The sequence below is a fragment of the uncultured Psychroserpens sp. genome, assembly GCF_947503375.1.
In the GTDB taxonomy this organism is placed as follows: Bacteria; Bacteroidota; Bacteroidia; order Flavobacteriales; family Flavobacteriaceae; genus Psychroserpens.
In genome coordinates this window covers 74,895-95,430 of the sequence record NZ_CANNDQ010000005.1, presented here as the reverse complement: position 1 = coordinate 95,430, position 20,536 = coordinate 74,895, and the positions used below count along the sequence as shown (strand labels likewise).

Genomic DNA, 20,536 nt, shown 5'->3' with positions numbered 1-20,536 from the left:
ATTAGTTGTTTTTAGGTCTTCTATTTATAAAGACGCAGGTATGATGAAAAAGGTTGCCTGATGATCTTTTTTTTTGCAAAAACCACAGTAATCAACTGAAAGTAAACTAGTTATTTTTTTCTATCAATAACATAGTTCACCATAAGTTCTAGAGCATCTCGATATTCAGATCTTGGATATGTGCTTAAAATTTGAAGCGCCTCTTCTTGAAACGACTTCATTTTTGTTATGGCATAATCCAGTCCATTATTCTGCTTTACAAAAGCAATAACTTCTTTTACTCTTTTTTTATCTTTATTATGGTTTTTTATTGAGTTGATGAGCCAATATTTTTCTTTTTTGCTACAGTTATTAAGTGCATAAATGAGTGGCAAGGTCATTTTTTGTTCTTTTATGTCAATCCCTGTTGGCTTACCTATAGCTTCATCGCCATAATCAAATAAATCATCTTTAATTTGAAATGCCATACCGATGAGCTCACCAAATTTACGCATTGTTTCTACTTCAGATGTGTTTGGTTTCACTGAAGCAGCTCCAAGACTACAACAAGCAGCAATGAGTGTTGCTGTTTTTTGACGAATAATATCATAATATATCGTTTCAGTAATATCGAGTTGTCTAGCCTTTTCGATTTGAAGCAGTTCCCCTTCACTCATTTCCTTAACCGATACGGAAATAATTTTCAGAAGATCAAAATCGTTATTATCTATTGATAAGAGTAAGCCTTTTGATAAGAGATAGTCGCCAATAAGTACGGCTATTTTATTTTTCCAAAGTGCATTGATAGAGAAAAAGCCTCGTCTTCGATTACTATCATCAACCACATCATCATGCACTAATGTTGCGGTATGAATCAACTCAATAACTGAAGCGCCTCGATATGTACGCTCACTAACTTGTCCATTAGCAACCATTTTTGCGACTAAAAAAACAAACATAGGCCGCATCTGCTTTCCTTTGCGGTTAACGATGTAATGTGTAATTCTATTTAATAGTGCCACTTTACTCGACATTGAAAGTAAGAACTTTTGTTCAAAAAGCTCCATCTCGTAAGCTATTGGCTGTTTTATTTGTTCGGTTATTTTCAAGGAAAACTCTGCATTTTTTCTAAAGACAAAATTACTAATTAACTTAGACTTGCCTTACTTAAGACTCAGATTTATTATTAAGATTACGCTAATAAACAGAGTATCGCATTGATTTTTTTGTATATTTATTTTTAGAATCAATTATAAAACATAATCTTATGAAAAAAATTACTTTATTATTTTTTACTTTTTTAGCATTTACAATAAGTAATGCTCAAGACACTTGCGCTACTGCTTTGGCAGTAACAGCAGGTACTACAACAGTTGCTGCTGTTGATGGTACAGATATACCATTACCAGAGTGTGCTGCCAATGCTGGTGGCGCTAGAAGTGCTGGTGAATGGTTTTCGTTCACTGCAACTACAGATGGTGTTGTTAATATTAACACTAACTTACCTGCCAATGCAGGTGGTGATACCAGATTACATGTTTATGAAGGTGCTTGTGGTGCCCTTACGTGTATCGCTGGAAGTGATGATGTAGATGTAGCAAACATGAACTATCTCTCTAATGCAACATTTCCAGTAACAAACGGAACAACATATATTTTTGCATTTGATGATCGTTGGGATGCTGGAGGTTTTGATTTTGAACTCACAGAAACTCCTGTTGATTGCTCTACGAACCTTCCGTATTCTTATAGTTTTGGAGACATTAATACTTTAATTGCCTGCTACACTATTGAAAATGTTGATGCCGATGGTGCTGCTTGGGGACTTAATAATGGCAATGATTTAGATGGAGATGGCACTAACGATAGTGTTGGGCTTATTTTCCCTCCAAATCCAACAGTAACAAAAGATGATTGGTTATTCTTGCCTGTATTTAATGGCGTTAATGGTACTGAATATTCAGTTACTGTTAACTATAACGCGCTTGATAATCCAGTCCCAGCTAATGAATCTTTTGACATTGTTATTTTAGACGCTCCTTCGTCAACTGCTGCTAGTCAATCAGTTATAGGATCTTACTCTAATATAACTGCAGTTGGTACTTTTGGAGATACAATGGGAAATGACCCAATATCACAAGCTTACACAGACACAGCAACTTATACACCAATGGCTGATGGCGATTTTTATGTTGGTATTCATGCTACAACTCCAGTATTATCGAGTGGTATATTATTTCTTTTTAGTGTAGAAGTTGACGCTGCTTTAAGTGTAAATGAATTTGATGCTAACACATTTACACATTCGTATAATAAAGATACTGATGATTTAACGCTTAACTCATCAAGTTTACCTTTAGATAATATTGAATTATATAACATTCTTGGACAACAAGTAATTAATAAGCAATTATCTCAAAACACTGAAGTTGTTGGGATGGCTGAGTTACAAGATGGTGTATATTTAGCTAAGGTTACTATACAAGGTAAGACACAAACCATTAAGATTTTGAAGCAATAAACAAAATTCTCACAAATATAAAAGAGCTACTTTATGGTAGCTCTTTTTTTATATTCTGGTTTCTATATAACGACTTATCAATACATGATTTCATTTTATCCTTATCTAATGGACGACAAATAAATGACATCACTTTATCTATTATAAGGTTTGTATCATTTAGTACATCTTTGTAGTTTATATAAATGAGTTCTACATTAGGTTCTTTATTCTCCCATATACGTATCTGATTAAGCTGTTTCTTGTAAGCTTCAAAAAGTTTTAATGGTAATTCATCAGGAGATTTTCCTATCATTTTTTGTTGTGACTTAACTAGTTCTGTTAGGTCTCTATTCATAAATACTACTTTATATCTATACTGTGGATCAAGGAATTTTAATAATGGTGCTACGACTTTTACTGTTTTATTTTTAGCCAACTCCAACCAGGAGTTATCTTTGTGTATAGACATCACAGGGTCATATTCAAAATATCCTTTTGGATTAGACGCATCTGGTTTTCTATTCTCATCTGTAAGAACTTCTAAACCTCCCTTGTGAAGCATTTGCATCATTAATGAGGTTCCAGAACGTGGCAACCCTGAGACGATTACTATTTGATCTTTTCTATGCTTGTAATTTGGCTTTTGGCTTATTAGTGATGACTCTAACCGTTTTTCATCTAGGTTATCAATTGCAGCTTTAGCTCTAACATGTTCTTTAGGCTTTAATTTTGATGCCATTTCATAAGCAAGCTTAGCATTATCAAGATCTCCTAGCTTCTCTAAAGCCTCTCCTAAAGCATAGTGCGCTTCAGGAAAATATTTAACCAATTCAATAGCTGTAAGCGCATGTTCTGCTGCTGTTTCAAAATCATCTAAACGCAATAGAACTGTTGCTAATGCTTGGTGATATTTTGCCCTATCTACTTCAAAGTCTATAGCGTTTTCAAATGCTTCTTTTGCTTTTTCATAATCGTTCAATTGAACATAGATTTTTCCTATCTGATACCAAACATCTCCATTTGGTCTTTTATCTTTTGCCTTCTGGAGCAAATTCAATGCTTGGTTAACCTTCCCTTTAGCCACTAGAATCTTAGCTTCAGAAAAATAAGTATTCAATTCGAATTTTTTATCTAAAATTCTTAACTTACTTAAATAATGTTCAGCTTTATCAAACTTATTTTGAATTAAACTGATAGTGAGCAAATCCATATAAAATGGAATCACATCAACTACAGAGTCTCCTTCTTTAATACCTTGTATTATTGATCTCTTTTTATTCTTGCCTTCAACATCATGTTTTTGATAGGTTGGGTAATCTGTCTCAATTAACTCTAGTAGAAGTTTATTTGAAGTGTTATAATCCTTTTTACCTAAATAAACCCTTGCCAAATTATGCTTTAGCTCACATTGAGTTTTCAAAATCGCTATTTCAATGTCCTCATCTGGTTTGTCTATATAACCAAGATCTACCAATTGCTGCATGGTTTCTCGATCGCTTAATAAATCATTACTATTAATATCATTTTCAAGTTCTGCAAAATCACCTTTAACAGTCTCCCAGCTATCAATATATGTTGGCAATTGTGTGCTTTTAAAAATATCTAATGCTACCTTTCCATCCATATCGTTACCAATAGGTAAATTGAACATATGTAAAATAGTAGGCGCAATATCTATTAATCCCAAACCAAATACTTTTTGATTTTTTTTTATATTAGGTCCAGAAGCAACAAAAATCCCAAACTGTCTATGTTCTAGAGCAGGAGCAGCTGGATATTTTGGCATTTTCGAAATTCGCTTTTTAGCAGACTCAAAACCATGATCAGACATAAGTATTATAGTTGTATCATCATCTACTAAATCCATTGTGCGTTCAAGCATCATATCTTGAATTTTATAAGCACTCACCACAGCATCCTTATAGATATCAAACTTATGTTGTGAAACAGAGTTTTGTTTGGGTGGATGGAATTTCATAAAAGCGTGACAGAAATGATCTATTAAATCATAATAAACAGCCATGAAATCCCAATTAGTAGTTCTAATTAGATTTGTTGCAGCAGCATGTACAGATGTGTTCTCTGAAAGGATCTTAGCGAATGTATTGAGTCCATTATCTTTATCTTGGTCTATTTCTCTTGCTTTTGGAATACAAGGCAAAATATGTGCTTCAGTAACCTCATAAGGAAACATTCTTAGATCATGAAGTTTTTCAACAAAAGATTCAGGGTGAATTGTTCCTTTTAATATTGGGCTTTTTTTGTTAGGATCTTTATTTACTTTTTGGAATTTATCAGAAACTACAACACCATTTATTGGTTCTGCAGGAAAACTAGGCCACCATCCTACCAAATTACTTTTATATCCTTGATTGTGTAGAATGTTCCAAAGCGCTCTTGATTTTCTTGAATTAGTAGTAACTGGTTGTATTCCTTGTAGGTTAGGCTTTAATTCGATAAAACCTAGAACACCATGCTTATCTGGTGTCTTACCAGTGGCGACAGATGACCACAGCATAGGTGAGTATGGAGGATTCATCGTACTCATGTTACCATATACGCCATTGCTTATGAGTTTCTTAAGTGCTGGCATCTCTCCTTTGGCAATCAATGGCCATATTAATTTCCAGTCTGCTGCGTCCCAGCCTATTAACAACACTTTATTCTTCTTCATCTATCTTTTTTGCAGCATTATTTTTATTTTTAAACTTTCTCCATTCACGCAAACCTATATCTCCAAAGGCTAAAAGTCCTAAAGACCCTAAACTATCTATTACATAATTGTTATTTTTCTTATCTGAATGGTCCATATTAGTAAAAACTTGCAAATGATTATAACTTTCACTAAGTTTAGTAGTTATTTGTTGTCATAAAACAACAAAAGTTTAGAATCAAAACCTAATTAATCATGAAAAAAACTACTCGCAATCATTCAAATAAATTAACCCAAAAGCTCTTACAATATAGCGCATTGTCAGTTGCTTTAGCTGGTGTTTCGGAGGCTAGTGGTCAAATTATCTACACAGATGTTGATCCTGACATAACTGAAGGTAATGCTGCATCTGCTACATTTATCGATCTAAACAATGATGGCACTGACGATTTTGGTATAGGGACAATCGATGCTCCAGCTGTTGGTTTTAATGGTATTAATCCTACAGATTCTTGGCTAGGTTCCGCTGGTACTTATTTATATCCTTTTGCATTAAATGCTGGAGACCCAATAAGTTCAGGACAAACTACATGGTATGGTAGTGGTGCTGTAGGAACATTAAATTATACTAGTTGTTACAATGGTATTGGTGGTAGTAACTGGTGTGGTGTGACTGACAAATATTTAGGCTTGCGATTTAATATTGGACTTGATACTCATTATGGTTGGGCTCGACTAGATGTAAGTGCTTCTGGAGACAGTATGACCTTAAAGGATTTTGCTTACAATTCAACTCCAGGGGAAGCTATTAATGCTGGTCAAACCTCTTTAAGTGTTGAAGAGTTTTCTGCTGACAGGATAAAGATTGTATCATTAAATAAAAGTATCGGACTATACAACATACCTGAAGCAACAGCGTATAGACTACTTGATATGTCTGGCAAATCTGTATTAAGTGGCTCTACTAATGGAAGCAGTTATGTAATTGAAGGTAATAACCTAACAACTGGAGTTTACATCATTGAAATTTCAGATGCGAATTCTAAAGGTGTAATTAGAAAAAAAGTTGTTTTATAATATTTTATTAAAGCGTTACAATTGTGACGCTTTTTTTATGACTTATTAGCCAATTGACCGCAAGCAGCATCTATATCTTTACCACGAGATCGCCTTACAGTTACTGTGATATTATTAGACTCTAACATAGAAACATACATCTCTATAGCTTTATTGCTAGCTTGTTGAAATTCGCCATCATCAATAGGATTATATTCAATTAAATTCACTTTACTAGGTGCAAACTTGCAAAATTCTATCAAAGCTTCGACATCTTTTTTTGTGTCATTGATGCCATCCCAAACTACATATTCATATGTGATTCTATTTTTGGTTTTAGCATACCAATACTCTAGTGCTTCTCTAAGGTCGCTTAACGGAAATGTAGCATTGAAAGGCATAATTGAGGTACGAATCTCGTCTATGGCTGAATGCAACGAAACAGCTAATTTAAACTTTACCTCATCATCTGCCATTTTTTTAATCATCTTTGGCACGCCAGACGTCGATACTACGATACGTTTTGGAGACATCCCTAAGCCTTCAGGAGATGTTATTTTATCTATTGCTTTACGTACATTATTATAATTCATAAGTGGTTCTCCCATACCCATGAATACAATATTCGTTAACGGCCTATCATGATATAATCTGCTTTCTCTATCTATAGCAACAACTTGATCATATATTTCATCAGGGTTAAGATTTCGCATTCTTTTCAATCGTGCAGTGGCACAAAATCGACAATCTAAACTACATCCTACTTGACTAGACACGCAAGCTGTAGTTCTATTTTTTGCTGGAATTAATACAGATTCAACAATTAAATCATCATGCAAACGAACAGCATTTTTTATAGTTCCGTCAGAACTACGCTGCAACTGATCAACTTTAATGTGATTAATCACAAAGTTATTTTGAAGCAGTTCTCTAGTTTCAAGAGATATGTTGGTCATATCATCAAAACTATGAGTACTTTTATTCCAAAGCCATTCATAAACCTGATTTCCTCTAAAGGCTTTATCACCTTGCTTAACAAAGAAATCTCTCAATTGTTCTTTAGTTAATGCTCGTATGTCTTTCTTTTTTGTTTTCATTTTACTTTGCAAAAATAGGCAAAGGATTTGATTGGTGAACTATATCAAAACCTCTTAAAAATTAAAGCCTTATCATAACTGACAAGGCTTTAATTACTTCATTATAATTTTGGCGATTATATGATTAACATTGCATCACCATAAGTATAGAATCTATATTGTTCTTTAACTGCTTCTTCATATGCTTCTTTAATAAAATCATGACCAGCAAAAGCGGAAACCATCATAAGCAGTGTAGATTTTGGCGTGTGAAAATTAGTTACCATACTATTGGCTATACTAAAATCGTATGGAGGGAAAATGAATTTATTAGTCCATCCTGAGAATTCGTTCAACGTTCCATTTGAAGACACAGAGCTCTCAATAGTTCTCATAGATGTTGTTCCAATGGCACAAACCCTTTTTTTGTTTTTTATACCATTATTAATAACATCTGCAGCGCCTTTTAATATTTCGATCTCTTCGCTATCCATTTTGTGTTTAGATAAATCTTCAACCTCTACCGGATTGAAAGTCCCTAAACCTACATGAAGCGTGACCTCTGGCAAGTGAACGCCTTTAATCTCTAAACGTTTAAGTAAATGTTTAGAAAAGTGTAAGCCAGCTGTTGGAGCAGCTACAGCACCTTCTTTCTTTGCAAAAATAGTTTGATAGCGCTCTTCATCTTCTGGCTCAACATCTCTTTTGATGTATTTTGGCAATGGTGTTTCACCAAGTTCTGTTAACTTACGTCTAAACTCTCTGTACGAACCATCATATAGAAAACGTAATGTCCTTCCTCTAGATGTTGTGTTGTCAATAACTTCAGCTACCAATGTATCATCATCACCAAAGTATAGTTTATTTCCTATTCTTATTTTTCTAGCTGGATCAACTAAAACATCCCAAAGGCGTTGCTCTTCATTTAATTCTCTGAGTAAGAACACCTCAATTCTAGCACCAGTTTTTTCCTTATTGCCATACAAGCGAGCAGGAAAAACTTTAGTATTATTTAAAATCATCACATCGCCTTCATCAAAATAATCAATAAGGTCTTTAAAAAGCTTATGTTCTATAGTTTGATTCTTTCTATCCAAAACCATTAATCTAGCCTCATCTCTTATATCTGATGGTCGGTCTGCTAATAATTCTTCTGGAAGTTTAAAATTGAAGTGTGATAATTTCATATATATTATATTTTTTGAAGTTGCAAATATACAATCTCAAAGTAGGCGTTGTCAAGTAAATGGCTGTATTTTATTTAGAAATTTTAAATCCAAGTTTTTTTAGATCATCCCAATAAGCAGGATAAGATTTAGAAACCACGTTAGCGTCATTAATTTGTAATGGTGTTTTCAAGGCCAATGGAGCAAAGGCCATTGCCATTCTGTGGTCATTATAGGTGTCTATTGCTATATTTTTATTTAATACCTGATTTGGTTGTAAATGTAACATTTGATTGGTAACGTGTATTTGTCCGCCTAATTTTTCAATTTCAGTCTTTAAAGCTACTAAGCGATCAGTTTCTTTAATTTTTAACGTGTGTAAGCCAGAAAGTTGACACTCAACTCCTAATCCAAGACAAGTTACAACAATAGTTTGAGCAATATCTGGTGAATTGATAAGGTTATATGCTTTAGGCGTCAAATCTTGAGCCTTCTTTTTTAAGGTTATAGAGGCATCACTAAATGAGGTAGCAACGCCAAAATCTTTATAAATATCTGCCAGAATCGAATCTCCTTGCAAACTATCCTTTTTGTAAGAAGAAAGTGTGATTTGTGTTTCAGGCGGACTTAGGGCAACTAAACTATAAAAATAAGATGCAGATGACCAATCTGACTCTACAGTAAATACTTGAAATGTTTCCATTTTTTGTTTAGGTTCTACAGTAATTACCTGTTCTTTAAACGTTGTATTTACACCAATTTGCTCTAATAAGTTCAATGTCATTTTTATATAAGGTACAGATGTGATGTTGCCTTCTAATATTAACTGTAAGCCATTTTTAAGTTGTGGTGCAATGAGTAATAATGCTGAAATATATTGACTACTTACATTTGCTTTTAGAGTTATTCTATTTTTTGTGAGTATGCCTCCATTGATCTTTAGTGGTGGGCAATCGGCATTTTCGAGATATAAAATATTAGCTCCTATAGTATTAAGTGCATCTACTAGAACCTTGATAGGTCTTTGTTTCATACGTGAAGAACCTGTCAAGATTATCTCCCTATTGTTTTGAATTGCAAAGTATGCTGTTAAAAAGCGCATTGCTGTGCCTGCATGATGAACATCAATTAAGTTTTCATTTGTTTGTAATGCGTGCTGCATGACTTTTGTATCATCTGAATTTGAAAGATTTTTAATCTTAATTTCAGGATATAAAGCTTGCAAGAGCAACAGTCTGTTAGATTCGCTTTTTGAACCAGTAATAGTAATTGCTATATCATGACTTTTAAGTAAAGATTTTTGAAGTTTGATATCCATATTAAAATTCCTTATCCTTAGGAATGCTATTTTAACTTCTTGTTATTGTGATGCCTATCATGATCCCTTTGGGTCTTAACATCCATTTTTTTATCAAAGGCGTCTTGTAGATCTGTTCCTGTTTGATTAGCCAAACATAAGACTACAAATAACACATCAGCAAGCTCTTCACCAAGGTCTTTACTTTTGTCACTTTCTTTTTCACTTTGCTCACCATAACGACGGGCAATAATACGAGCAACTTCTCCAACTTCTTCAGTAAGTTGTGCCATGTTTGTTAGTTCATTGAAATAACGAACACCATGTGCCTTTATCCAATCATCAACGACTTTTTGTGCCTTTTTTATATCCATCATTATATTTTTGTCAAAACTACTTTTTCTTTTTCTTTTTCAATAAGTAATTTAAAATATTCTTTTAAAGATTTGTAGTAACTAGGCGCAATAATTGCTGCATTTATGTAAGAATCGACAGACAGCTGTATGTTGGTATCATTAGTTGTGATATTATACTTAAAAGTTCCTAAACCATCAGGCAACTTCAATTCTAAAACTTCAGGAACACTTTCAACTTTGTAACCTTCAGGAATTGCTATATTGATACTATACTTAGAGCCAGAAGGGTATCCAAAATCTACAGGAAACTCTCTAGTTTCAGATTTGAAAGGATTTTCTTCAGAAGCGAAAAAGAACATTGGTGAAACGTAAAGTTTATCCCCAATACTTTCAAATTGCTCTTCAGCTTCGAAATTATAATTTGTTATCACCGGTTTTGATAGGTCTAAATCATTAGTGACTTTAAAATCTGAAACTTCTATGCCTCCATACCTGTTTTCCATACTTTCAAGATAATTGTCTTGGTTTCGGTTAATATATGCTTCTCTGAAATTCATAGCGTTATGATTGGTTTTCATGTTTCTAATCTTCCCTGTAACACTTCCATCTTCTTTAAGTTTGACATTCATAAAAACCGTTGTCTTAGCTTTGACTTTAGGATATAAGTTAGTTGTGGTAGCACTCCCTTGTTCTCGTATAATCCTTCCTTCCCAATTTAAGGCCCTAAAGGGTAAAATATTGAAAGTACTATACTTTGAAGTAGCATCAAGTAATATATTACCACTTGGCGATTCAATAATACAAATCACATAATTATAGCCATGTCTAGTGGCAGCTATAGGGATACCATTATTTCTTGTACTAACCAAAACAGGATTAGCGTTTAAACCTGCATCCCTTAACATGGCTGTAAGCATTAAATTAATTTCGGCTGCATTACCAACACGTACTTTGTAAGCATTTTTCACTCCTTGATCGGTAAATTTACCCACATATCCATTCCATTTCATATGAGATTTGACATGACTAAATATAAGTTTGGCTTTTTCTGTTGGATCTTCTACATTTAATAATAAGGTTTTAAGATTACTTTTGAAGTAATTATTTTTTTTAAGTTCTTCTCCAAAGTTTTCACTTGCATAAATATTTTTAACAACATCAAACCAAGTTTTAGAAAAATTTTGCTTTTGCCCATTATATTCTATTGAAGAAAGCTCAAATTCGGCAGAAGCACGATAATTATCTATATTATTAACATAAGGCTCATCTTTTAATGCAGGCACATTATTTAAAGTAATTGTTGTTATTAAAACATCTTCTGAGTAATCTTTACGAACAATTGTAGTTGGATTTATATCTATATAACCTTTAAGATTCAGTTTGTACTTGTAATATCTTGGAGCTTCAAATTTTACTTTTAGATGCTTTATTGGTACTTCTTTTTGTAAAACAAATTCATCGGCAACGAAAGGGGAATTAATAAGATATTGATACTCAATAACACAACCTTCTTTAATGTCTGGCAATGTCACTTTTGTTTCGGTAATGCGTTCAGAAAGTTCTGTTTCAAAAATCCCAGAATCATTTAACTTAGTTCGTTTTATTTCACCATCAACTAGATTGTGTGTATAGGCTTCAAAACCTTTCAGTTTTTCTTTATCTTTTCCATTTCTATATAGTTTAATAACCTTTGTTGCATAATCAAATCCTTCTTTATTATATATTTTTATGCGCTCAAAGACTTCTGTTTCTTCTTTGAAGGTTCTTCTAAATTTAAGTAAATAAGTAGCATTAGCAGAGGAATCTTTTGGGTTAAACTTTTCAACAAGTTCTTCTTTACTTACTTTACCAAACTCGAAGTTTTGCGAATAAGTGCTTAAGCTAATTAAAATTATAATTAAGTAAATTCCTCTTCTCATTACTGTTTTATTAGTATCCATCTATTTTGAAATGTACAACCTTGATCCCTATAATTAATTTACGCTTTTGTTAACACTACTTTTTCTTTTTCTTTCTCAACAAGTAATTTAAAATATTCTTTCAAAGACTTGTAATAGTTAGGCGCAATAACAGATGTATTGATATCTACATCTACTACTAATTGTATCGTTGTTTCATTAGCTATAATATTATATTTGAATGCGCCTAAATTATCAGGTAGCTGTATGGCTACTTTTTCAGGGATACTTTCAACTTTATACCCTTCAGGTATAGCAATATTAATACTGTACTTTGAACTTGATGGGTAACCAAAATCTACAGGAAATTCTCGAGACTCGAGCTTAAATGGGTTTTCATCTATTGTAAAGAAAAACATTGGTGAAATGAATAATTTATCTCCAATGCTTTCAAATTGCTCTTCAGCTTCAAAATTATAATTAACCATCACAGGTTTTGACAAGTCTAAATCATTAGTTACTTGAAACTCTGAAATTTCAATTCCGCCATATCTATTTTCTAAATCTTCAATGTATTCATCTAAATTTCGATTAATGTAGGCTTCTCTAAAACTCATAGCATCATGATTGGTTTTCATATTCCTAATCTTTCCAGTAATCTCTCCATCTTCACTAAGAGTTGCATTCATGAAGGTCGTCGTCTTAGCCTTAATTCTTGGGTATAGATTCACAGTCGTTGTGCTTTCGTTTTCTCTAATAATTCTTCCTTTCCAATTTAATGTTCTATAAGGCAACAAATTAAAAGAGCTATATTTTGAGGTGGCATCAAGTAAGATCACAGCATCTGGCAATTCAATAGCACTAATAACATAGTTATAGCCTTCTCTAGTAGGAAATAAAGGGACACCATTATTTCGGGTACTCACCAAAACAGGATTAGCATTTAAACCAGCATATCTCAACATGGCTGTTAGCATGAGATTGATCTCAGCTACGTTACCAACATGATCCTTATAAGCTTTCTTAACGCCCACTTCAGTATATTTCCCATAATATCCGTTCCATTTCACATTTTGCTTAACATGGTTGTAAATCATACTTGCTTTCTGAACAGGATCTGTAACTCCAGATAACATCGCATCAATATCATCTTTAAAATAGTTTAATTTATTGAGCTGACCTCCAAAGTTTTCGCTTCTGTATATGGTTGTGATCACATCTTCCCAGCTAGTAGTGTAATATTTTAATGTAGTATTAGGAAGCTTTCTGTATGATAGCTCATATTTAACAGCAGATCTGTAATTGTTAATATTGTTAACGTAAGGCTCATCATTAAGCGCTGGTATGTTGTTTAAATCATATTTTGAAATATTTACCTGATAATCAACCTTGCTTTGGCTAAATTGTGTAGTGGTAGGATACAATCCTCCTCCTCCATCAGTTCTTGTTTTATTAGTAAAGCTTATCGAAGCCGATCTGCTCTCTTTAGTTGGAATAGCTTTTAAATAGCCTTTGATATTAGACTTATAATTATAATATTCTGGAGCTTCAAATAAAGCCACTAATTTTTTGATTGGTATTTCAGCTTGTAACTCAAACTCGTCAATATTATATACAAATGGCGACCTTAATTCATATTTATATTCAATCACACAACCTTCTTTTACATCTGGCATGGTAAATTTGGTTTGTTTTGTGTATTTCGATATTTCATTCTCAAAAACACCTGAGCTTTTAAGTTTAATATCATCTACCTTACCATTAACCAAATTATACGTATACGCTTTAAGACCTACAATAGTTTCTTTGGTACCGCCATCAACAAATCTATTTATTGTTTTAGTAGCATAATCAAACCCTTCTTGGTTATAAATTTTGATACGATCGTGTATATCTGTTACCAAAACAAAACCATCATTTTCATTATAAGTAAAATATGTTCTCCTGTATTTATATAAATACGCAGCATTTGCCGAAGAATCTATAGGGTGCAACTTTTCTTTAAGCTCTTCTTCATTTACTTTCCCAAACTTGAAGTTTTGAGAAAATGAGTTAATACTTATTAAAAGTACAATGCTGCAAATAATGTTTTTCATCTTTTATTACTCTTTTATTAAAGCCATTTTGGCATTATCTAATTTAGCTACGGTTTTATAAAAATCTCTAAACTTTTTATAGTCTTCTTTTGGAAACTCTCCATTGTTAACTATCAGCTCTCGCCTGTACACTAGTGTTTTTTCATCTTTCTTCTCTATTTGAAGTGTGTAACTTCCAAACTTATTGGTTAGTACTTCATTATTTGGTAACGCTTCAATATTATAACCTTCAGGCAACTGAATTTCAATTTCATCTACATCTTTATAACCACGATTAATTTTGAGCGGAAGTTTTCTATTTCGATACCTATCTGGCACGTAAGTATTTCTATTTATTGTATTTAAAGCGACTAACATTCTGTCGCCAACGATGTTCCCATAGTTAGTTGCTTTGAATTTAACAGACTCATTAAATGCTATAGTTGACTTGTCATTTTCAATATTGTATTCCTCAATCGTGACATTGTTGATATAGTCCCATCTGTTTTTGTAATGTTTATCAATATCTCTACTGGTTTCTGCTTCAAGGAAATACTTACGATTATATTGAATCCCCTTTGAAACCATTTCTAATGACACCTCTAAACCACCATCACTCAATATATGACTTGTACTTTTAGTTGTTTGTGTGTTTTCTTGTGTAGTATATTGTTTGGTATGTTTAATTTGCCCTCCTTCAGGTGTAATAACCAGCACATCTCGATCATCGGTAAAATCACCTATAAAACCAAAAGGTGTTTTTTGACTTGTACATTCAAGCCATGTTGTTTCCTCTTCTCCTGGAATAGACAAAATCACATGGTTTCCTTGAATAGATGCAAAGTCTGGCTGAATGTCTTTTTTATTACTTCCCGAAAATACTACTGTATAGTTTGACTCAATGCCCACAGCATCTAATAATGCCATAGTGTAGTTTGTAAGTGCCTTACAATCGCCATAGCTAAGCTTATCAACCTCAGAAGCCTCATAAGGTTTCCAGCCTCCAATGCCAACTTGCACACTAATGTATCTTGTTTTATTCTGTACGTACTCGTAGATCTTTTTTGCTTTTTCAAGCACCTGTGTTTCATTCTGAACCAATGCACTGATCTCGGTAATAGTGCTTTCTGGAAGCGATTGATTACCATCAATTAAATCTCTATACATCCATTTGCCAAAATCATTCCAATTTTCAACGTAACCTTCAACACCTTCAAGTGTAAATGTACTTGCAGCAAACATTACTTTAGGAGCCATTTCAGATAATAATGGACTATGATCTTCTGGTTTAATAGCTTTTAAATGCTCAACCGCATATTGGTAATCTGTAATATTTTCACCTCTTTTAATATTAAAATCTTCACAATTAAGTTCTTTGAAACGGATATTTATACCAGTAGGATTATTTAATCTATATATACTTTTTTGAATACTCAAATAGTATGCATCTAAAGGATAAAACCAAGGAATAAAAGCAGTGTTCTTTGTAACTGTTTCATAAGTCACCTCAACGGTATACGGATAGCTTATTGCGGTATAATCTAAGTACTTAACTCTTGCGTCTGAATATAAAGTACCTCCATCTACTGCACTCTGATCTACAAAATCTTTCTTTTTTATTTTCTTGATCTCTTTTCCAAAGGCATCATATATCTTCGCTTCTAAACTATTAACTCCCAGCCCTTTATCGTAATTCACATAAGCGTCAATATTACGTTCTCCTTGCTTATTAAAAACTGTAATTATACGCTTTACGCTAACCTCCATTTTGCTTGAAGACTTCAAATCTACATTCATTTCGTTTAACCTTACAACAGCATTGGCTTGTTGTTTTAGTTCTTCAGGAATAGATAGTACAGTGTATAAGTTCTCTTGGGTAGAACCACGTAAATAAAAGCTTAAAAAAAAGATAAAGATTAGACCAATACGTTTCATGTTAGATATGAGTAGATTTGTTAGAGTTTTTAGTTATTCTTTTAGTAATAAATATTACCATTAATAACAAAGTACAAGGCAATAATATGAATTTTATTTCACTTAAAATGACTTGAATTCCCCATTCTGAAAAAAAATTTTCGATCCCAATTGGTGATACTTTTATTACTCTAAATGGAAAGAAATAACGATCATCATTGAACGGAATAAGAAACCCAATACCTTCTCCTCCTGTAGTCATTGCATCCAAAATTCCATGAGATAAGGTTGACAAAAACAAAACTATAAAAAATGATAATCGATACGTTTTAGAAAAAATAAAGGTTAACAACGAAGACCATAACACCGCAAACACTATTGAATGTGTAAATCCTCTATGTCCAAACATATGTTCATATGGAATATTAAAACAGAATGCTAATACATCAATATCGGGTAATATTGATGATAAAATTGCCAATATGGTCAAGCCTTTTAAATTGCTATGATTTAAAGCTTTAGATAGTGTGAATGCTAAAATACCATGACCAAAAATTGATGCCATCAGATTTTATTTTTGGTATCAATTATAATTGTTACTGGTCCATCGTTTAAAAGTTCTACTTTCATATCTGCACCAAACTCTCCTGTTTGAACAGGCTTTCCTAAATCGTTCTCCAATTGATTAATAAAAGCCTCATAAAGTGGGATTGCGACTGTTGGCTTAGCTGCTTTTATGTAGCTAGGCCTGTTTCCTTTTTTGGTACTGGCGTGAAGAGTAAATTGGCTCACCACAATAGCATCTCCATTAGCATCTAGTATAGAATGATTCATTACATTATCTGTGTCACCAAATATGCGAAGATTGACAATTTTATTAGATAGCCACTTGATGTCTTCTGGTGTATCTTCATCAACAATACCTAGCAGTATAAGCATGCCAGACTCTATACTTGCTACTTCATTAGCATCAATGGTTACCGACGCGTTTGATACACGCTGAATAACAGCTTTCATAGTACAACATTATTATTGTTCATCCCAATTATCTGTTCTGTAGTGTTCATCTTCACCTTCTAGGATTTGAAGGTAGCTCCTATATCTAGAATAGGAAATCTCATCATTATCTAATGCTGCTTTCACGGCACATTTTGGTTCTTCTAAGTGTAAGCAATTATTAAATTTACAATCTTGTTTGAGTTCAAAAAATTCAGGAAAATAATCTCCTACTTCCTCTTTATCCATATCTACAACACCAAAACCCTTAATACCTGGTGTATCAATAATCTTAGCGCCAAAACTCAAATCAAACATTTCAGCAAAAGTTGTTGTATGTTGACCTTGACTATGCTGCATTGAAATAGCCTTTGTTTTAAGATCTAAATCTGGTTCAATAGCATTAACTAGTGTTGACTTACCAACTCCAGAATGGCCTGCAAACATACTTACCTTATCTGTCATTAAATACTTTACCTTTTCAATGTGTTTTCCTGTTGTTGCAGAAATACCAATACATTCGTACCCAATCTTTCTGTAAATATGAGCTAAGTAACGCACTTCACCTAAGGCCTCTTCATCATAAGTATCTATTTTGTTAAATAGTAAAATAGTTTTCACTGAATATGCTTCAGCTGTTACCAAAAATCGATCGATAAAACTGGTAAATGTTGGTGGATTATTGATAGTAATCAATAAGAATACCTGGTCGATATTAGATGCAATAATATGTGTTTGCTTAGATAAATTAACCGATTTTCTTACAATGTAATTTTTTCGATCATGGATGCTATTGATTATTCCTGTCGTCTCATCGTTATGTGTTTCTAATTCAAAATCTACAACGTCACCTACTGCTATTGGATTGGTACTTTTAATACCCTTTAAACGAAACTTACCCTTTATGCGGCATTGATATACAGCACCAAGATTTGTTTTTACGGTGTACCAACTGCCTGTAGATTTATAAACGGTTCCTGTCATCAAAAAAATTATAAGGCAAAATAACGATTTTAATTTTTATGAAATCTTATATTAGCGCCTTAATTTAAAAACTCAACAACATGAAAAAACTAGTACTTTTAATTGCCATTGCTTTTTTATCATATAGTGACGCATTTGCTCAAGTAGAATACAAGATCATTACCAGTGTAGAGTCTATTGTGCCTAATGGATTAGGTAGATCTAGAATTGTATCTGCAACTGAAGAAAGAAATTATAAAGATTATACATCTGAACGAAGTGATGATAAAGAAAAAGATAAAAGAAATAAATCTGACAGAAGTGAGATAAGAGTTAAGAATTTTGAAGAAACAAAACTTTTAAACTTCTATAATTTGGGAGGTATTCGTTTCCAGAATATAGCTGCTAATGATGCTGTATTGTCATCTAAGATAAATACAATGATCGAAGAAGGTTGGGAATTGGCTTTTGTAACTAGTGCTGTTGAAAGTGAAGGTGGTAAAGGTGATGGTAAAGGCATCTTTATTACACGTTTTATCTTCAAGCGAAATAAACAATAAAGCTAAAAAAAAGCTGTCTATTTTAGACAGCTTTTTTTTAATGATTAATGATCTTTTCTTGGTGATTAATAGACTCTTGGTGAATGGCCTTGAACACCCTTAAGATAAATTCTTCACTTAGGTTTTTTTCTTCGCCTTGAAGAATCATTTTTCCTAAAATTTCATTCCAACGCTTTGTTTGTAAAACCGCTACGTTTCTAGATTTTTTCAACTCACCTATATCATCTGCAACAGTCATACGTTTTCCTAACATTTCAATCAATTGATGATCAATTACATCTATTTTGGTACGTAAGGTATTTAGCTTGTTTTTAAACTCGGCCTCATTATCTGTTTCTTTTCTTATGCGCAGATCCTTTGTATATTGGATTAAGGTTTCTGGAGTAATTTGTTGTGCTGCATCACTCCATGCCTTATCAGGATCATGATGTGTTTCTACCATTAAACCATCGTAATTAAGATCTAATGCTGTTTGGCATAAATCAAAAATAATATCTCTTCGGCCAGCGATATGAGATGGGTCTAAAATTAATGGCAAATCTGGAAAACGATTTTGCAGATCTACTGCAATTTGCCATTCAGGATTATTACGATATCTTGTTTTCTCGTAGGTTGAAAACCCTCTATGGATAACTCCTAAATTTTTAACATCTGCAGTATAAAAACGTTCTACTGCTCCTAACCACAATGCTAAATCAGGATTCACAGGGTTTTTAATTAAGACTGTTTTATCTGTGCCTTTAAGGGCGTCTGCAATTTCTTGAACTATAAAAGGGCTTACAGTTGTTCGCGCGCCAATCCATAGTATATCTACATCATGCTGTAAAGCTAAATCAACATGATTAGCATTGGCAACTTCTGTAGTAGTTAACATTCCTGTTTCTTCTTTAGCCTTTTGCAACCATTTTAAGCCAAGTGCTCCAACTCCTTCAAAATTTCCAGGTCGTGTTCTAGGTTTCCAAATACCTGCTCTTAATACCGTTGCATCACTGTCTTTTAGTTGATGTGCTATTTTAATTACCTGAGCTTCTGTTTCTGCACTACATGGACCTGCAATTACCAAGGGATGATCTAATCCAAAATCATCTAACCAAGATCTTAATTCTTTTTTGTTTTCCATCATTATTCTTCTCTAATTCAATTTTATTCTTCTTTCAAAATTCGTAAGTCGCTCAAAATATGATGCGCTTACGATTGTATTCCATTTAAAATATCTTTTATATGATTTGTGTTCTCCATCTCGTTATAGATCTCATCAAAATCATCAGACTCCATAAAGGTTTTAAACTGTTTTAGGTTATTGATATATTCGTTTAAAGTTTCAATAACATTAATCTTATTTTGTTTGAAAATTGGCGTCCACATCGCTGGTGAACTTTTGGCCAACCTAACTGTACTTTCAAACCCACTACCAGCCATATCAAAAATATCGCGTTCGTTCTTTTCTTTTTCAATAACTGTTTTTCCTAACATAAAAGAGCTAATATGTGACAAGTGTGATACATATGCAATATGTTTATCATGTGCTTCAGGATTCATATAACGAATACGCATCCCTAGATCTGAAAATAGCTTTAATGCTTTTTCTTGAAGTTTGAAAGCCGTTTTTTCTACTTCGCATATAATATTGGTCTTTCCTTGAAACAAGCCTTTAATAGCTGCTTTTGGTCCTGAAAATTCAGTACCAGCTATTGGGTGAGTTGCTAAAAAATTTCTGCGTTTAGGATGTGTTTTAACAGCGTCACATATAGGTAGTTTTGTGGAACCTACATCAAGCACCAGAGTAGTATCTGATATATGATCTAAAATCTTCGGAAGTTCAATAACTGCTTTGTCAACAGGTATTGCCAATACAACTAAATCGGCATCATACAGTGCTTCATAGGTTGCTTCACTCTCTATTAACTCTAATTGTAATGCATATTTGATATGATTGTTATTGGTATCTATTCCAAAAACATGCGTATTAGATTCTAAACCTTTTATATCTAAAGCCATACTACCTCCAATCAATCCTACTCCAATAATGTATATCTTATTCATT

At 33.0% G+C, this 20,536-nt stretch carries 18 protein-coding genes; 3 read left to right on the top strand and 15 right to left on the bottom strand.

Annotation, left to right across the window (positions count from 1 at the left end; all coding sequences use genetic code 11):
* Positions 1-110 precede the first annotated feature (110 nt).
* The gene (locus Q0876_RS09805; RefSeq protein WP_299227004.1) at positions 111-1,088 is read right to left on the bottom strand and encodes a polyprenyl synthetase family protein; all 978 of its coding nucleotides are present in this window, start codon (positions 1,086-1,088) and stop codon (positions 111-113) included.
* A 158-nt stretch (positions 1,089-1,246) separates the two neighbouring features.
* On the opposite strand from Q0876_RS09805, the gene Q0876_RS09800 reads away from it, so the two are divergent.
* On the top strand, positions 1,247-2,500 hold the full coding sequence (locus Q0876_RS09800) for a T9SS type A sorting domain-containing protein (protein ID WP_299227001.1): 1,254 nt from the start codon (positions 1,247-1,249) through the stop codon (positions 2,498-2,500).
* Between the two features lie 31 nt (positions 2,501-2,531).
* On the opposite strand, the gene Q0876_RS09795 is transcribed toward Q0876_RS09800, so the two are convergent.
* A complete protein-coding gene (locus tag Q0876_RS09795) occupies positions 2,532-5,156 on the bottom strand; it encodes an alkaline phosphatase family protein (protein WP_299226998.1) in 2,625 nt (874 codons plus the stop codon).
* Positions 5,143-5,292, bottom strand: a complete 150-nt coding sequence (locus Q0876_RS09790) for a hypothetical protein (RefSeq protein WP_299226995.1) — start codon at positions 5,290-5,292, stop codon at positions 5,143-5,145. The genes Q0876_RS09795 and Q0876_RS09790 overlap by 14 nt, the downstream gene beginning before the upstream one ends.
* A 98-nt stretch (positions 5,293-5,390) precedes the next feature.
* Between Q0876_RS09790 and Q0876_RS09785 the strand changes: the two genes are divergently transcribed.
* Positions 5,391-6,212: a T9SS type A sorting domain-containing protein gene (locus Q0876_RS09785; protein WP_299226992.1), complete on the top strand. Its 822-nt coding sequence runs from the start codon at positions 5,391-5,393 to the stop codon at positions 6,210-6,212.
* A gap of 35 nt (positions 6,213-6,247) precedes the next feature.
* Here the strand turns inward: Q0876_RS09785 and rlmN are convergent, their stop codons facing one another.
* From rlmN to rsgA, 10 genes are all read right to left on the bottom strand, one after another.
* A complete protein-coding gene (gene rlmN / locus Q0876_RS09780; RefSeq protein WP_299226989.1) occupies positions 6,248-7,288 on the bottom strand; it encodes a 23S rRNA (adenine(2503)-C(2))-methyltransferase RlmN in 1,041 nt (346 codons plus the stop codon).
* 116 nt (positions 7,289-7,404) lie between these two features.
* Positions 7,405-8,454, bottom strand: a complete 1,050-nt coding sequence (gene queA / locus Q0876_RS09775; protein ID WP_299226986.1) for a tRNA preQ1(34) S-adenosylmethionine ribosyltransferase-isomerase QueA — start codon at positions 8,452-8,454, stop codon at positions 7,405-7,407.
* A gap of 70 nt (positions 8,455-8,524) precedes the next feature.
* A complete protein-coding gene (locus Q0876_RS09770; RefSeq protein WP_299226983.1) occupies positions 8,525-9,751 on the bottom strand; it encodes a 3-phosphoshikimate 1-carboxyvinyltransferase in 1,227 nt (408 codons plus the stop codon).
* 26 nt (positions 9,752-9,777) lie between these two features.
* Positions 9,778-10,104, bottom strand: a complete 327-nt coding sequence (locus Q0876_RS09765) for a nucleotide pyrophosphohydrolase (RefSeq protein WP_299226980.1) — start codon at positions 10,102-10,104, stop codon at positions 9,778-9,780.
* Positions 10,105-10,106: 2 nt separating this feature from the next.
* Entirely contained in the window at positions 10,107-12,026 is a 1,920-nt protein-coding gene (locus Q0876_RS09760; protein ID WP_299226977.1) for a DUF3857 domain-containing protein, read from the bottom strand.
* A 38-nt stretch (positions 12,027-12,064) separates the two neighbouring features.
* Positions 12,065-14,080, bottom strand: coding sequence for a transglutaminase domain-containing protein (locus Q0876_RS09755; protein WP_299226975.1), 2,016 nt, complete (start codon positions 14,078-14,080; stop codon positions 12,065-12,067).
* A gap of 6 nt (positions 14,081-14,086) precedes the next feature.
* Positions 14,087-15,994 carry a DUF3857 domain-containing protein gene (locus Q0876_RS09750; protein WP_299226972.1) on the bottom strand — a complete coding sequence of 636 codons (1,908 nt, stop codon included), beginning with the start codon at positions 15,992-15,994 and terminating at the stop codon, positions 14,087-14,089.
* Position 15,995: 1 nt separating this feature from the next.
* Complete coding sequence (locus Q0876_RS09745; protein ID WP_299226970.1) at positions 15,996-16,538, bottom strand: metal-dependent hydrolase; 543 nt, start codon at positions 16,536-16,538, stop codon at positions 15,996-15,998.
* Complete coding sequence (dtd, locus tag Q0876_RS09740; RefSeq protein WP_299226967.1) at positions 16,538-16,990, bottom strand: D-aminoacyl-tRNA deacylase; 453 nt, start codon at positions 16,988-16,990, stop codon at positions 16,538-16,540. Before dtd ends, Q0876_RS09745 begins: the two co-directional genes overlap by 1 nt.
* A gap of 12 nt (positions 16,991-17,002) precedes the next feature.
* A complete protein-coding gene (gene rsgA, locus Q0876_RS09735; RefSeq protein WP_299226964.1) occupies positions 17,003-17,953 on the bottom strand; it encodes a ribosome small subunit-dependent GTPase A in 951 nt (316 codons plus the stop codon).
* Between the two features lie 80 nt (positions 17,954-18,033).
* On the opposite strand from rsgA, the gene Q0876_RS09730 reads away from it, so the two are divergent.
* Positions 18,034-18,492 carry a hypothetical protein gene (locus Q0876_RS09730; RefSeq protein ID WP_299226961.1) on the top strand — a complete coding sequence of 153 codons (459 nt, stop codon included), beginning with the start codon at positions 18,034-18,036 and terminating at the stop codon, positions 18,490-18,492.
* Positions 18,493-18,529: 37 nt separating this feature from the next.
* Here Q0876_RS09730 and Q0876_RS09725 read toward each other — a convergent pair whose 3' ends face one another.
* Positions 18,530-19,612, bottom strand: coding sequence for a bifunctional 3-deoxy-7-phosphoheptulonate synthase/chorismate mutase type II (locus tag Q0876_RS09725; protein WP_299227699.1), 1,083 nt, complete (start codon positions 19,610-19,612; stop codon positions 18,530-18,532).
* Between the two features lie 68 nt (positions 19,613-19,680).
* Positions 19,681-20,535: a prephenate dehydrogenase gene (locus Q0876_RS09720; protein ID WP_299226958.1), complete on the bottom strand. Its 855-nt coding sequence runs from the start codon at positions 20,533-20,535 to the stop codon at positions 19,681-19,683.
* Position 20,536: the final 1 nt, after the last annotated feature.